The 14,102-nt window shown below is 61.8% G+C and carries 13 protein-coding genes; 7 read left to right on the top strand and 6 right to left on the bottom strand.

What is annotated here, in order from left to right; genetic code table 11:
- Positions 1 to 141: 141 nt before the first annotated feature.
- Complete coding sequence (locus JO015_21180; GenBank protein MBW0001617.1) at positions 142 to 504, bottom strand: hypothetical protein; 363 nt, start codon at positions 502 to 504, stop codon at positions 142 to 144.
- A gap of 681 nt (positions 505 to 1,185) precedes the next feature.
- Between JO015_21180 and JO015_21175 the strand changes: the two genes are divergently transcribed.
- On the top strand, positions 1,186 to 2,811 hold the full coding sequence (locus JO015_21175) for an FAD-dependent monooxygenase (GenBank protein ID MBW0001616.1): 1,626 nt from the start codon (positions 1,186 to 1,188) through the stop codon (positions 2,809 to 2,811).
- Positions 2,812 to 2,851: 40 nt separating this feature from the next.
- Positions 2,852 to 2,998, top strand: a complete 147-nt coding sequence (locus tag JO015_21170) for a hypothetical protein (protein ID MBW0001615.1) — start codon at positions 2,852 to 2,854, stop codon at positions 2,996 to 2,998.
- 82 nt (positions 2,999 to 3,080) lie between these two features.
- Here the strand turns inward: JO015_21170 and JO015_21165 are convergent, their stop codons facing one another.
- The 4 genes from JO015_21165 to JO015_21150 all read right to left on the bottom strand — a co-directional run bounded on the left by JO015_21165 (position 3,081) and on the right by JO015_21150 (position 6,386).
- Positions 3,081 to 4,241, bottom strand: coding sequence for an iron-containing alcohol dehydrogenase (locus tag JO015_21165; protein ID MBW0001614.1), 1,161 nt, complete (start codon positions 4,239 to 4,241; stop codon positions 3,081 to 3,083).
- Entirely contained in the window at positions 4,238 to 4,546 is a 309-nt protein-coding gene (locus tag JO015_21160; GenBank protein MBW0001613.1) for an antibiotic biosynthesis monooxygenase, read from the bottom strand. The genes JO015_21165 and JO015_21160 overlap by 4 nt, the downstream gene beginning before the upstream one ends.
- A 75-nt stretch (positions 4,547 to 4,621) precedes the next feature.
- Positions 4,622 to 5,164: a Uma2 family endonuclease gene (locus JO015_21155; protein ID MBW0001612.1), complete on the bottom strand. Its 543-nt coding sequence runs from the start codon at positions 5,162 to 5,164 to the stop codon at positions 4,622 to 4,624.
- 487 nt (positions 5,165 to 5,651) lie between these two features.
- Positions 5,652 to 6,386, bottom strand: a complete 735-nt coding sequence (locus JO015_21150; protein ID MBW0001611.1) for a hypothetical protein — start codon at positions 6,384 to 6,386, stop codon at positions 5,652 to 5,654.
- A gap of 274 nt (positions 6,387 to 6,660) precedes the next feature.
- On the opposite strand from JO015_21150, the gene JO015_21145 reads away from it, so the two are divergent.
- Positions 6,661 to 7,329: an endonuclease III gene (locus tag JO015_21145; GenBank protein MBW0001610.1), complete on the top strand. Its 669-nt coding sequence runs from the start codon at positions 6,661 to 6,663 to the stop codon at positions 7,327 to 7,329.
- 274 nt (positions 7,330 to 7,603) lie between these two features.
- Here JO015_21145 and JO015_21140 read toward each other — a convergent pair whose 3' ends face one another.
- Positions 7,604 to 8,329, bottom strand: coding sequence for an SDR family oxidoreductase (locus tag JO015_21140; protein ID MBW0001609.1), 726 nt, complete (start codon positions 8,327 to 8,329; stop codon positions 7,604 to 7,606).
- Positions 8,330 to 8,465: 136 nt separating this feature from the next.
- On the opposite strand from JO015_21140, the gene JO015_21135 reads away from it, so the two are divergent.
- The 4 genes from JO015_21135 (at position 8,466) to JO015_21120 (ending at position 13,636) form a co-directional block, all read left to right on the top strand.
- Positions 8,466 to 9,185: a hypothetical protein gene (locus JO015_21135; GenBank protein MBW0001608.1), complete on the top strand. Its 720-nt coding sequence runs from the start codon at positions 8,466 to 8,468 to the stop codon at positions 9,183 to 9,185.
- Positions 9,186 to 9,233: 48 nt separating this feature from the next.
- Complete coding sequence (locus JO015_21130) at positions 9,234 to 11,120, top strand: hypothetical protein (protein MBW0001607.1); 1,887 nt, start codon at positions 9,234 to 9,236, stop codon at positions 11,118 to 11,120.
- Between the two features lie 15 nt (positions 11,121 to 11,135).
- The gene (locus tag JO015_21125; protein ID MBW0001606.1) at positions 11,136 to 12,725 is read left to right on the top strand and encodes a mechanosensitive ion channel; all 1,590 of its coding nucleotides are present in this window, start codon (positions 11,136 to 11,138) and stop codon (positions 12,723 to 12,725) included.
- A 239-nt stretch (positions 12,726 to 12,964) separates the two neighbouring features.
- Complete coding sequence (locus JO015_21120) at positions 12,965 to 13,636, top strand: hypothetical protein (GenBank protein MBW0001605.1); 672 nt, start codon at positions 12,965 to 12,967, stop codon at positions 13,634 to 13,636.
- Positions 13,637 to 14,102 lie beyond the last annotated feature (466 nt).

The following is a 14,102-nucleotide window of genomic DNA, read 5'->3' as shown; positions in this document are numbered from 1 at the left end:
CCCAGGGGTCCGCCGACGCCCTCGCAAAAATGATCCCAAACTGCCCTTATCTTAGCGCCATTCCCGTCAAACCCCTTGCGCAGATCGGTCGGCCCGGGCGCCAAATAGATGCGCGTCGCCGCCGAAAGTGCCCACATGAACTTACCGGGCCTCCAGCAACTGGACCACGCGGTGGAAGGTGTGCGCATCAAACGCGGGGGCGACCTCGATGCGCCGACCCCCGGCCAACAGGATGGTCACCCCGGCATCGTGAGCCGGCGGTGGCGGGGTGCGCCGGCTTTTGAGCACTTCGACTGGGATCAGTCGGCTGCCGGCCGCGGGACGATTCGCCGGTGCCGCCGACTCGTTCGCCAGATGGCGTTTAAGTGTGCTCAAGGCCAGTTGGCGTTGCCGGCAGAATTGGCTCCGGTTCAGCCCGCTTTGCCTGAACTCTTCGACGAGCCGTCGCACTTCCGTTTGGCTGCGCCGCGGTTTTGGGGTAACCCCCTGCGCTTGTTCGTTCATCCACTCACTCAACCAGCATTCCCGCCGAGATGTAAGGTGGGGTTGGTCGAACGGATACTGTCCAGGCACAGGTGCTGGGGCTCAGCGGCCGACGGCGTGGGCCGCGCGACCGGGATGCTCTGAATTGTCTCGGCCAAGAGCTTGAAGTCGTTGCGGTTGGCGCCCCCGACGGCTACGCCCGCGGGCGCGCCGCTAGCCTCCATCAACAGCGCGCTTGGTGCGTTCCACGGGACTGGACCCGGTTGTCGGCTGTCTTTTTCCCCGTCAAGGGCGCCTTGCTCATCGCCCCATCCATCGATAGCCACGTCCAGTCGATGCCGTTGAAGGCGTCGTGCAACGCGCAAGAACACGGGGACAGGTCGAAAGGAGATGGGGACAGGTCCGAATGGTGCGCGAATGGAGTGCTCGCTACGAATGGCGTGCTCTCGCTTCCCACGTACCCGCGGCGAATAGGGACAGGTCACGCCACGTGCCAAACGCTTCAGGGCCGGCTGATACCGGCTATCCCTGGGAGTACGGGACTACGAGGTCTGGGAGCAGCCTCATTGGTCGTGACCAGCGGCATGCGATTCTTTCTGGTAAAGGCCTGGTCCCCCTGCGAAACTCGATCAATCACCAACCAGGTGTGCCCGCAAGCGGGCCGGCGCTCCTGCCCCGCCACCTAACCCTCGTTTCCAGCTTATGCCTGATGCCAGCCCTCCAATCTTGATCGTCGGCGCCGGTCCGGTGGGACTGGCGCTCGGGGTGGAACTTGCCCGCCGCCAGATTCGCTGCCGGCTAATCGACAAGAAAACCGGTCCGTCCACGCATTCCAAGGCGCTGGCCATCTTTCAACGTACGCTGGAGGTGTTTGAAGCCATGGGCGTGACCGGCCCGGTGCTGGAACAAGGGCAACATCTTTATGGCGGTTACTTTTATCAGAATGACCGGCGCGTGCTCGAACTTAGTTTCGATAGCCTGCCTTCGTCCTACGCATTTGTGATCAGCCTGCCGCAAAGCCAAACTGAACGGATTTTGCTCGAACGCCTGAAGGCCCTGGGCGGGCAGGTTGAATGGGAAACGGAACTCCTGAATTTTGAAGCCGGCGGCCAGGCCGTTTCAGCCCGTCTGCGGCGCGCGGATGGTCAGGAAGAAACCGCCCAATTTACGTGGGCCGTTGGGTGCGACGGTGCCCACAGCACGGTTCGCCACCAACTCGGCTTCGAATTCCAGGGTAAACCGTACGAACAAGGGTTTATCCTGGCGGATGTCGCCGTCCGGTCCCCGTTGCGCACAGACCGGCTGCACGCGTTTTTCAGTTCGAACGGGCTGCTCGCCTATTTTCCCTTCAAAGGGGGCCGGGGCCGCCTCATCATGGAGGACGCCTTGCCCCCCGAGCCGGGGGCAACGGGGAACGCGGAGCCGTCACTCGAGGCGATCCGGCCTCTGGTCACCGCACGCTGCCCGTTTCCGCTTGAACTTACCGACGCGCATTGGACGTCGCGGTTTCACGTCTCGCACCGCATGGTTAAACGTTTCCGGCGAGGAAACGTGTTCCTGGCCGGCGACGCGGCGCACATCCACAGCCCGGCCGGCGGCCAAGGCATGAACACCGGAATCCAGGACGCCTTTAACCTGGGCTGGAAACTTGCCGCGGTGCTAAACGGGCAATTGCACCCGGATCTTCTCGACACGTATGCATCCGAACGCATGCCGGTGGCGCGGGATGTCCTCAACCTCACGGACCGGTTGACCCGCCTGGCCCTGTTGCGCGGGCCCTGGATCGATCGCGCCCGCGAGTTGCTGCTTCCGCTGGTGGGCGCGCTTCCCGTCAAACAATCGGCCGCCTTGCGTTTAAGCGAGCTCGAGGTCAATTACCGCCGCAGATTCGGCGTAAACCCGATCACGCGCCCGAAAGTGGACGCGGGCGACCGTGCGCCGGATGCGGAGCTTTTTGTATCGGACGGCGGCAAGGCCCGACGCTTATTTGAACTTTTCCGCCATAACCAATACACGCTGCTCGGTTTTTCCGGTTCCGACGTGCAAGCCGCGCACGGCCTCTGGACCGGCCTTCTCGAGGCGCTTCAACCTTACCGGGAACTGGTTGCCCCGGCGCTCGTCATTCGCGGCCCGAACCCCGGCGGCGGCCCGGATCCCGGAGCGGGTGAGACGCTGTTCGACCGGACCGGCCTTGCCCATCAAACTTACGGAATCACAAACCCGACGGCGGTCCTGGTGCGACCGGACCTTTACGTCGCGTACCGGTGCCCGCTGGACGCCTCATCGGGACTACGCAGTTGCCTGGACCGGCTTCGTCATGGAGAATAAAAAAAATAAAAGCCTTTCGAGTAATCCAACGACCCTCATCATGAAATACGATCCGCGCAAGCCTGAACCGGACTACAACACTCTAAAGATCGGACTCTTAGGTTTAGGGATGGCTGCCGTCCTGGTGACATTGTTTCTCAGCGTTATGATCCTGCTGATGCACGCGGTGAATATGCCGATGCGTTAGCCCGGAATGGGCACCTTTTCGGCTTTTGCGTCTTTTACGTGATGGTTTGCGGGCCGGGGGCCGGGTTGCGGGCCAGGGGCCGTCACAGCGCCCGCGAGAGGCATTCTTCGAGTTCCTGCCGGTTGAGGGTAAGCGGGTTAGCTTTCATGCTGCTTGCCTTCTGGGCTTTCTCGGCGATCGGACCAAAATCCTCCGCCCTGATCCCGTAGGAGCCGAGTCCTGGGATCCGAAGTTCACGGCACAACGCCGCCACCCACTCGATCCCGTCGGAGATGGCGGCGTCGGGCCTGCCGGTAAGCACTTGAGCAACGGCGCGGAAACGGTGGAGCGCTTCGGCGTCCGGTTGGCGCTCGCGCAGGGCGCGCGCGTTAATCTCCATCACGACCGGCAGCAAGCCGGCGCAGATGGCTCCGTGCGGCGCCGGGTACATCCCCCCGATCGGGGCGGCAAATCCGTGGACGGCACCCAGGCCCGCATTGGCCAGCGCAAGACCGCCGAGCAGGCTGGCCAAAGCCATATCCTCGCGCGCCTGCGGATTCGTCCCGTCGTGGAAGGCGGGCCGGAGGGACCGGGCAACCCGCTCGATACCCTGGAGGCAGAGTGCATCGGTCAGCGGGTTGGCGCGGGCGGAAACGTACGGTTCGATCAATTGAGTGAGCGCGTCGAGCCCCGTCCAGGCGGTCACCTCAGGAGGCAAATCGATGGTCAACGCGGGATCAACGACGGCAAGCTTCGGCAGGAGAAACGGGCTGCGCAGGCTGACCTTGACCCGGTGCTCCGGGGAACTCAACACGGCGTTGCGGGTTACCTCTGCGCCGGTGCCGGCCGTCGTCGGGATGGCAATGCACGGGAGCGACGGCCGGGTGAGCGGCTTGCCGCGCCCGACCACTTCCAGGTAATCGAGCGGTTCACCCGGGTTTGTCGCCAGCGCCGCCACAGCCTTTGCCGCATCGACCGCGCTGCCGCCGCCGAATCCGATGATCAGGTCACGCTCCGTCTGGCGAACCTGCTCCAGCGCCCTGACGACCTGGTCGACCGACGGTTCCCCGGCGATCGAAAATACCCCGGCCTCAATCTCTTCGGCTGCCAGCAGTCCCTGCAGCGGCTTGGCCCGTCCCGCGTCGCGTCCGGTAATCACCAGCGCGCGGCGGCCCAGGGCCCGCGCGTGTTCACCAACGTGCTGGAACGCGCCGTTCCCGAAAACGATGCGGGCAGCCGTGGCGAACTCGAACGGCTTTATCATTTCCATTTATCCTCTTCCGGAAACACGGCTTTGAACAGGGTGCGGCTCCGGGGTTCAGCCATCATCGGCTCAGCCAAGTCCCGCCACTTTGCGTAATGCGCGCTCCGGCGGTGCGCATCGACCGCGGATTCGTCGCGATAAACCTCCGCGAGGACGAACCGTGCCGGATCGTCAACCTGTTGGACAACGTCGAATCGTAGAACGCCCGGCTCCTGGATGCTGTTTCGGGCGTTTTCCAGGGTTGCCTCCCGGAAGGCGTTCAGATGCTCGGACCGGACATGCACATGCACATGCAAGATGACCATTCGTCACCGTCTACCCTGCCGCCCGCTACCGCAAGGCGCCAACAGGCTGTCGGGTGTCATCCAAAGCGCGATCGATCAAGCGACGCCGATCCTGGACGGGAATGCCGGGCAAAGCTCTGAACGCGGACGGATGCCAGGTGGGGTTGAAAAATGAAACCGGATGCTTCCGTCATCGTTGCAGATCCAAACCTCGGATGCCCCCGCTTCGAAATACAAAGCGGTTTTCTCCTGGATTTCTTTGACGGTATTTGAAGGGGAAAGCACCTCCACGCAAATTTCCGGAGCTCGGGTAAGACAGATCATGGAGCGCACTTCCAACCGGCGTTCCGGCACGACCCACGCCACGTCGGGGGCTTTGACGCCGTCAGAGGTAGAAACAGGACAATTGGTGATTGTTCGTCCCTCCGGCAACAAAGTCTTAAGCTGAAAGACGATCTCGCTCTCGCGGTCACCATGCGCGGGTGCTGGGGGTGGACTCATGAGGATATGGCCGTGACGGTCGGTCTCGATCCGGTGAGGCAAGCGGGCCAGTTCCGGATCGGCAAGCACTTCAGCCCAGCGTTTCAGGTTAAACGCGATCTGCTCGGCGGAATTCTCCAGCGCGATGGTGACTGCCATCCGGTCATCTTAGAACAGCTCAGGGCTTGCGACAACCCGGGGTAGGGCCGGCTTGCCCGGACGGGTTACCGGTATCGGAAATACCCGGGCGGTCAGCGGTTAGGTTCTAGGTTCTGAAGGTGACCTTCAAACGTATTCCCGGTGCGGAGGTCGTGTTATCGAAAAGGCTGCACAGGCGCAAGTGCGGATTGAAGTCGTTAAGCGATCAGAAAATGGGCGGCCGCACAGGTGGCGATGCCTACGTCACGAAAACGTTGCATGAGCCAACGTGGCGATGGTGGTAGACAAGGGGCGATGAAGGCCCCGTGGTCGAGCAACCCGGAAGCTACCTGGCGTAGAAAATTCTGCACCCGACGGCCACGCTCATTCCGGGCGCCTGCCGAGATCCGGCCGCGGGCAAAGATCATGCCGTCGACACCCGGCACCCGGTCCTACCTCCGGATCGAGCGAGGCGGCAAAGAAGCTTTCGGGACCCCTGCCTGCCGGACTACAGGGAATCGGTAAGGGTCTTCACCCGCTTCTCAAGTTTTTGCAGGTGCGAACCGCGCCAGTAGGTTTGGCCGCAGTTCAGGCACTGCTGAAAGTCGTCGTAATAGAGCCGCGTTAAAGGCTCCAGCTGATCGATGACGGCGTTTTTGGTGGTCACGACCAACTGCCCGTTGCACCGGAGGCAGCGGGTAAACGGGGCCAGCGTTTGCGCCAACCCGAACCGCCGGACTACCTCAACGGTTTGTTCCAGGGAAAATTGCGAGCGGGGATAATACCCGCAAGAAATTATCCGGTGCATGAGCAGCGGCCGGTCACGGGTCAGAAGCGCGCGGTTTTCCCTCACCGCGGCGGCGAGCAAGTCGCGATCATCCGCCTCGGGCCGGTAACTCACGTCAATGCCCAACAGACGGAGGTTGCGCACGAGTTTGCCCAGATGCCCGTCGGCCACAAACGTGCGAACGTTACGGGCCTGGAGCCGTGCGGAGGGGAATGGCCCGTCGCCGGATACCGGGTAGACCTCAAGCTTCGTGGCGGTTTCAACGTGCGCGGAGAAGTCAACGGGTTCCCCGCCCGCAACGATCAAGTCAATTTCAGGATGGGGTACCCCGCACGCCTCAATCACATCCTTGGCGGAAGTTTTCCGGTTCAGGACCCGGGTCACGACGGACGGAGGTTGGGCCGATCGTTCCTGGCGTTTGAGAAAGAACCCGAGGTCACCATGGAAAGCGATCACGACCGGAAAAAAATCGGTCGCGCCGGTGCGCCCAGGGACATTCGTACCCACCGTCATTACGCCGGGACCATACCTCCAAGCGCCCGGTTCGTCGCCGGCCCGCGCCGGGCGATCGTGAATTTTGCCCGTACCTTGATTTTTCCGCCGTCACCCCATTGCTACGGTGGCCGATGCGCATAATCGGCTTAGCTCGACTCGTAGTAGTGATGGGATCCTTCGGTTCAGCATTTGCGGCAGATTTTCATTTGTGGCATTTGTGGCATTCTCTTCCAGGATGGAGGAGAAGGAACCGTTTGACATCGACGAGGTCTTTGCGCGTCTGCGGCGGGTAACGGCCGGGCTGCCCAAAGCCGCGATGTTCGAACTGCGTGACCGGGGGTATGATTCGCCCTTCGAACAGTTGGTGGCGAGTCTCATCTCGGCCCGGACGCGCGATGAAACGACGGTGCCGGTCAGTTTGCGGTTATTTGAGGTGGCCCGGACGCCTGACGCTTTCGTCAACCTGGATGAATCGACACTGGTAAAGCTGCTGCACGGGGCCACGTTTCCGGAACCGAAGGCGCGCGACCTGAAGCGCTTGGCCCGGCAAATCGTCGATCAGCACGGCGGCCGGGTTCCCGACACGATGGAAGGGCTCACCGCTTTTTCCGGGGTGGGCCCAAAGATCGCGGCCCTGACCCTGGCGGTGGCCTTTAATCGTCCGGCTATCCCCGTCGACATCCACGTGCACCGGGTCACGAACCGCTGGGGGTACGTCGCTACCTCCTCACCGGAAGGCACCATGAAAGCGCTTGCCGCCAGGTTGCCGGAAAAATACTGGATCGAGATCAACGAGCGGCTGGTCCCGTTCGGCAAATTCGTTTGTACCGGTACCCGGCCCAAGTGCTCGACGTGCGCGCTTTTGTCAATGTGCCGGCAAGCCGGCGTCGTGAACCCGAGGTAGGATGGAGTCCGGTCACACGGCGGGCACAGCGGGTGTGGCGGGCACAACGACTGAGGTTCACACGGCGAACACGGCGAGCCACGGCGAACACGGCGGGAAGAGGGGGACGGCGTTCGGGGTTCGGCGTTTGGGGTTCGGGGTTCGGGGTTCGGCGATGGCCTTCGCGCTGCGCCCGCAGTGTGAGCGTCAACTGTGGATGGATTTATTCTGCGTTCTCTGCGTGTTCTGCGGATCCTTTTTAATCTGTGTTAATCTGCGTAATCTGTGGATGGATTCAGGTGGCCAGGAAGCCGCCATCGATTCGCAAGGCGAGGGCGTTGAGCATGCCGGCGGCGTCGCTGAGCAGAAAACAAACCACCGAAGCGATATCCTCGCATTCGGCAAATCTGCGTAAGGGAATGCGGGCCAGCATGGGCCCGCCCTTGACCGGATCGGTCCAGGCGCGTTTGCCCATCTCGGTCATGACCACGGTCGGATTGACGGAGTTGACCCGGATACCGTGCTGGCCCAGTTCCACGGCCATGACCTTGGTGAACTGATCCAGACCCGCTTTCGAGGTACAGTAGGCGGCGTGATCCGGAAGCGCCTGGAACGCGGCCATGCTCGAGACATTGACGATCGAGCCCGCGACGCCGCGCTCGATCATCCGGGCGGCGATCACCTGTGAAATGATCAGAATCGCGCGCAGATTGATCGCCATGGTGGCGTCCCAGGCCTCGACGGTCGTCGTTAAGAAAGGCTGGAGGATCGCAATGGCCGCGTTGTTAACCAACAGGTCGATGTCGCCCGCCTGTTCAGCGGTACGCCGGGCGGCCGCCGGATCTCCAAGGTCAGCCAGGATGGTTTCGCAACCGGTCTCATCGCGCAGGCTTTTGAGGTCCGATTCCGTCCGGCTGACAGCGACGACCTGGGCATTAAAACGGTGGAGCATCACGGCGATGTCGCGACCGATGCCCTTGCCGGCACCGGTTACCAGTGCGCGGCGGTTCTTGAAATCGATTTGCAGGGTGGATGGCTCGGGTCTCATGGGGGATAGTTTTTATGATTAAACGGCACTGCCCCTTGGCGCCAGGGCAATGTGGCTTTTCGATTCACAAGGGGTCACCCGTGGCTAGAATATACGGTTGCCTGCCGTCATGGAGACCGCACCTGAAGAACGGAATGCTTTGCTGGAATTGCTGAAGGCCGGGCCGCGCAGCCGAACCGAGTTGCTCAAGGTCAGCGGCGCCCGGCGACAGGCACGGCTCGCGGCCTTGGAGGAGTTGCTGGCCCAGGGTACGGTCGTCAAACTGCAGCGCCGTTATTTCCTGGATGAACCGCGCGGCTCGATCGAACGGCTGATCGAGGCCGAAGCGGATCACTTGGAAAAGCACCTGCATTCCCTCCCGGAACTCGTGGCGCGTTCGGGCATGAAGATCAGGCGCGGCGTTCAAGATCCAGCCCTCGTAGGGGCGGCACTGGACCGCCTGCTGCAAATGGGGCAGGTCGCGCAGTTGGAGTACAACGGCGAAAAGCTCTGCGTCCACATCGCCCACCTGCCTTTGGTGCAGCGGGAGGCTACGGGCAGGGAATCGCCGGGGGATGTCCCCGCCCGGGAGGAAAGCCTTTCGTACCCGGCGGTTTACGAAGCGTACGAACAGGTCCGGGTGCGCCAACTCGGCTCCGCCGTTTTCATCGCCGATCTGGCCGGCGAGCTGAAGGTCCCGTTAGCGAAATTGCAGCAATGGATTCGCCAGGAGGTGATCGCATCCGGTCGCGGCTCTCTGGATGAAGGCCATTGGCCGGCAGCCACCGAGGCTCAACGGGAGGCGGCCGTCGAGCATCTCGGGACCAAACGGCTCCTGATCCGCTTTTGATCTCCGGCTCGGGAGCCGGACCGCGGTTTGCCCAATCCACTGATAAGTATGAACTCTTTTCCGATGAACAGCCCGATCAACCCGTTCGAGTCGGCCGTGGTACGCAACCCGAAGGAGTGCGGCGGCTCGGTGGCGAGCCTCAACAAGCCAGTGCTCGACCGGATAACGCAACGTTTTCTGCTCCTGACGGCTGAGAACGTGCCGAAATACCTGCGGCGCCCGGCGGCGCAGCTGGTGCTTTCGCCGTCACCGGGGTACGGCAAGAGCCACCTGATCGGCCGCCTTTACCATGAACTCGGCGGGATGGCGACGATCGTTCACCAAACGCCTTTCCAATCACCGGCCCTGGTCTGGCAGGCCGTGCTCAACCACACCGTCAATGAACTCTGCTCGATCGATGAGTCGCAACCTGCAACCGGCCGCTGGAAGATAGAAACCTTTGCCAACTCGGTCATTTGCCGGGTAACCAGTGAAATTCTCCGGCGCGGCCTTCTCCTGTTCAGCCATGCGGCGGAAGTGATTGCGATGCTTGAAAGCGGCCAGGTCTCGTTGCATCCGGGAACGAACCACCCGCTGGCGCTTACCCTGCGTGAGATTTTCCTGACGGCGATTCTGCCCCTGGTCGGCGACGAGGTTTTCGGGATTCGCGCCTCCAGGACGTGGTCCACGGCGTTTTTCCACCTGGCTGGTGCGGGGCGCGAGGATGAAGCGTTTCGGGCAAGCGTCGCCTGGCTGAGGTATGAGCCTTTTGAGACCGAACACGCCGAGGCCTTCGGATTCCAAAACCGGGTACCGGCGGCAGAAAACCTGTCGCAGATCAACCAGGAATGCTGGCTGCGCCTGCTCGGCCTTTGCCGCTGGTCTTATGCGTTCCGGCCATTTCTCTTCTGCTTTGACCAGACGGAAGATTACGCGAGCCGGCCGGAGCTGGCGATGACCCTGGGGACGGCGATCAGGCGCATGACCGACGAGTTGCCCGGCCAGCTCACGCTGGTCACGGCCAACCAGGATATCTGGCAAAGCCGGATCTGGTCGTTTATCGATTCAGCCGGGCAGGCCCGGTTCGACCTTCCGCCATTGGAGCTCAAAGGCGTCCGGCGGATCGAAGCGCGTGAGTTTATCCGGGTTAAGATGCACGATGCGCAGGTTCCCGACGAACTTTCGGCCCGCTTCGCTGAAGATCCGTGGCTCGACGAACTCTTTCCGGGTAACCGCGAAATTGCCGCGCGCGAGTTCATGAGGCTGTGCCGTGCCCGGTGGGATAACCAGCCGCCGCGGCCGGAAACCCCGGATTCGATTTTGCAGCGTCACGTCGCGGAATTTGAGGCCACCGCTAAAAAGCTGGTTTACGACCCGGACGCGTTCCGCTGGCTGGTAAGTGAGATCCTGCCTGCAGACGGGACAAAAGCTGAACCGGCCGGCATCGCCGGTCTTCCTCCCTACGCAGAACTGGTTTTACCTGATCCCGAAGGCAACCGGCTCGTTTTCGCGTTTTTCCGCGAGCTGCAGCATCAGCAATGGAGGTTTCTGGTCGCGCAGTCTGAACGGGCTTACGACGCTGCGCAACTGAGGAAACTGGTCATCTTCCGCACGCCGGAACAGGCTGAAATTCCCAGGCCGGGCTGGGCGGTAAGCGGGCCGATAATTCGTGAGGGGCTGCGCAAACACGTTCATCTTATTCATTTGGAAGTAAAGGAAGTCGCATTGCTGTACGCCGCCCGCGAGTTCTACCTCGAAGCGCGGGCTGGCGACCTGCCCCATTTCGATGAGAACGAGGTTCGGCGATTTCTGCGCGACCGTCTGTCCGGGCTCTGCGACCTGACTTTCGGCCCCGTGCTACCGCCACGCCAAGGCGGTTTCAAAGCGCCGGCCGGCGAAGAGAACGAACTGGACCAGCGCACCGGGGAAATCGTTCCTCCGGAATCACCTTGCTAACGCGGGCTCGTTGCCATGCGCAAAGCGCTGTTGCCATCGGTGGTCATTCTGGCGATGATTGCCGGGATCGCACCGGCCGTGCGAACGCACACCATGCTTGAAGACGTGCCCTCGACGCCGTACGTGCCCGCTCAATTTGACTGGCTGCAGACCATTGCGGAGCGTTTTTCCTTTTTCATCGATGTGCTGTCGCTCCAGTTCAGCACCGTGCTCGGCGGCTGGAGCCGGCAGCCGCTGCTGTTTGCGATCACCCCGGCCAAAATCCTGCTTGGATTGATCGTACTGGCTATCGGGCTGCTTCTGGCGTGGCTCACCCGGTTCCTGCTGTTCAAATTTCATTCGCTCGGCCCGGTCAGGCCGATCACGGAGCGCTACTGGCGTAACGGGATCCTGTTTGCGGTCCGGCGGGCGCTGTCCGGATTTTTCGTTTTCACCGGCACCTTCTTCGCCTGCGTGCCGCTGCTGCCTCACATCGGGCTGGCGCTGGGTGGATACCCGACGTTCGCTATCGCCGCCAAGATCGCCGGTCTCGGTTACTTCGCGACCGCGGCCGCCTTCTTCCTGCGGATCGTACGCCTGGTCCAACACTGGTTGACCCAATTTGCCGCCCGGCCGTCGCCCCCCTGGTACTTCGCGGCTCTGCCGGTAGTCGGTGAAGCCCTCTACTACAACGTCGTTCTCTGCGCATTTTCGACCGTCATCTACATGCTCCAGTTGCCGGACGCCTGGGCTGCAATCGGGTACCAAATCGCTTCCCTGGCCGGCATCATCATCAACACGGTCTTATCGGTCCGGATCGTCCTGGCCATCGAAGCGATGGTAATTTCACGATCAGGTTACGTCGAACTGGACGCTTACAAGCAGCGCAGGCTTGAGACCCGCGTCCAGATGCTTCGCCGGTTGCTGGTGTTCGTCATCGTGATCCTCGGTCTCGGGGCCCTGCTGATGACCTTTCCAGCTGTGCGCCAACTCGGCACCGGTCTGCTGGCCTCGGCGGGTGTGGCCGGGGTCATCGCCGGCTTTGCCGCGCAGAAATCGCTGGGCATGATCATCGGCGGCCTGCAACTGGCGATTACCCAACCGATGCGGATCAACGACGAAGTCATCGTCGAGGGAGAATGGGGCGTCATCGAAGAAATCACCCTGACCTACGTCGTGGTTCGCGTGTGGGACCTGCGGCGCCTGGTCGTGCCGATCACCTATTTTCTCGAAAAGTCATTCCAGAACTGGACCCGGCAAAGTTCCGATTTGATCGGGGTGGTTTTCATTTACGTCGATTTCCTCGTCCCCTTGGATGAACTTCGCCTGGAAGCTCAGCGGATCGTGCAGGCCTCAAAGCGGTGGGACGGCCGCGTGTTTGCTTTCCAAGTCACCGATTTTAAACCCGACTGCGTGGAGATCCGTGTCCTGGCAAGCGCTCCGACCGCCCCGGTGACCTTTGACCTCCGGTGCGAGATCCGGGAGAACCTCCTTTCCTTTCTCCAGGCCCAATACCCCGGCGCCTTTCCGCGACTTCGCACCTCGTTTTCGCGTTTGCCCACGGGCCAGCCGGCCGGCACGGCGGATACCCGGGCCAGCAATCCATCCTTCCCGCCCGCCCGATAGGAGAGAATGCCACGAGTGCCGCAGTGAAAAAATTGCCACCGATTGAAGGCAATCCTTCGTGGCACCTTTCCGGGCGCCCGGCTTCCGTTTGCGGCATTCGTTGCTCCGGCGGTCTCCGGCGCCGGCGTTGGGGGAATGCCCTGGACGGATAATTCGTTGGGATGATTTTCCGCTTTTGCGATTCATGCTATTTTTCCGCTTCTGCCATTCGTGACATTTTTCCGCTTGTGGCATTTTTTATGAGATCATCATCCCCGATCTTCGTACTCTGGTTCTGGCTGGCGACCGCCGGCCTCGGGCTGGCCCAAGAGATTTACGTGCAGTCCGCCTTCTATGGCCGGGGCGGTTACGGCATAGACGTGACCCGGCAGGTTCAGGAACTCGCCGAGGAACGCGGCGAGATTTATGTCAGCAGCAGGACGTTCGGTACGGATCCCGCACCCGGCCAGACGAAATTCCTCACGATCACCTATACCGTTGACGGACAGCGGATCACGCGGCGTGTGGAAGAAAACCAGGTATTTCGATTTCAAGGTCCCGAAGGGCCACCGCCGTATGCCGGCCGGGAAGGTCCTCCCGAACCGTATCCGGCGGGGCCGGAAGGATACCCGGCAGGACCGGGAGGAGTGTTCCGTGGACGCGTTATCGGCAGGGAGCCGGACTACCGCGGTGAGGATGAGTATGGGCCTCGCGTCGTGCGCGCCGTATACGGTGCTCATGGCCGGTATGTCGACGTGACCGAGATTGTCCGGCGGTTCGCCCGGAACGGCGTGAGATTCGAGGTATCGAACGAAACCTTTGGGGTCGACCCTTACAAAGGCCACAGCAAAAAGCTCAAGATCATTTACGAAGACAACGGCGGGACCTCCGAAAAGGAATACGACGAGGGTGACCACGTCCGGCTAAGGTAGGGGCGGTTTGGAGTTCGGGCACACGGTCACACGGCGGGTTTGGCGGGCACAACGACTGAGTTCACACGGCGAACACGGCGAGCCACGGCGACCACAGCGAGAAGACAGGAATCATCCGCAGAACACGCAGAAGGACGCAGAAACGAGGAAACATCCACAGATTACACAGATTGACACAGATTAAGAGGAACGGGCGGCAACTCTAAGGCTGACACTCGCACTCACCCCCCCCATGCTGCCGCTCCGAACGCCGAACGCCGAACTCCGAACTCTTTCCCTTTCCTCTTCCCGCCGTGGTCGCCGTGTGAACTCAGTCGTTGTGCCCGCCAAATCCGCCGCTGCCGCCGTGTGACCGAACTCCACTCGACACCCGACACTCGGCACCCGCTGTCATTTGTGGCATTTTTCCGCTTGTGGCATTTGTGGCATTCTCTGTAGCGTCTTGCTGCTGCTCTATGAAGCCTGC

The organism is Verrucomicrobiota bacterium (assembly GCA_019247695.1).
In the GTDB taxonomy this organism is placed as follows: Bacteria; Verrucomicrobiota; Verrucomicrobiia; order Chthoniobacterales; family JAFAMB01; genus JAFBAP01.
Note: the sequence above shows the minus strand (reverse complement) of the source record. Positions and strands in the feature narration are given on the sequence as shown.

Bases quoted from the DNA above. Each gene is read 5' to 3' on its own strand.
- JO015_21180 (MBW0001617.1), bottom strand. From the start codon at position 504: ATGAACGAACAAGCGCAGGGGGTTACCCCAAAACCGCGGCGCAGCCAA.
- JO015_21175 (MBW0001616.1), top strand. From the start codon at position 1,186: ATGCCTGATGCCAGCCCTCCAATCTTGATCGTCGGCGCCGGTCCGGTG.
- JO015_21170 (MBW0001615.1), top strand. From the start codon at position 2,852: ATGAAATACGATCCGCGCAAGCCTGAACCGGACTACAACACTCTAAAG.
- JO015_21165 (MBW0001614.1), bottom strand. From the start codon at position 4,241: ATGATAAAGCCGTTCGAGTTCGCCACGGCTGCCCGCATCGTTTTCGGG.
- JO015_21160 (MBW0001613.1), bottom strand. From the start codon at position 4,546: ATGGTCATCTTGCATGTGCATGTGCATGTCCGGTCCGAGCATCTGAAC.
- JO015_21155 (MBW0001612.1), bottom strand. From the start codon at position 5,164: ATGGCAGTCACCATCGCGCTGGAGAATTCCGCCGAGCAGATCGCGTTT.
- JO015_21145 (MBW0001610.1), top strand. From the start codon at position 6,661: ATGGAGGAGAAGGAACCGTTTGACATCGACGAGGTCTTTGCGCGTCTG.
- JO015_21135 (MBW0001608.1), top strand. From the start codon at position 8,466: ATGGAGACCGCACCTGAAGAACGGAATGCTTTGCTGGAATTGCTGAAG.
- JO015_21130 (MBW0001607.1), top strand. From the start codon at position 9,234: ATGAACTCTTTTCCGATGAACAGCCCGATCAACCCGTTCGAGTCGGCC.
- JO015_21125 (MBW0001606.1), top strand. From the start codon at position 11,136: ATGCGCAAAGCGCTGTTGCCATCGGTGGTCATTCTGGCGATGATTGCC.
- JO015_21120 (MBW0001605.1), top strand. From the start codon at position 12,965: ATGAGATCATCATCCCCGATCTTCGTACTCTGGTTCTGGCTGGCGACC.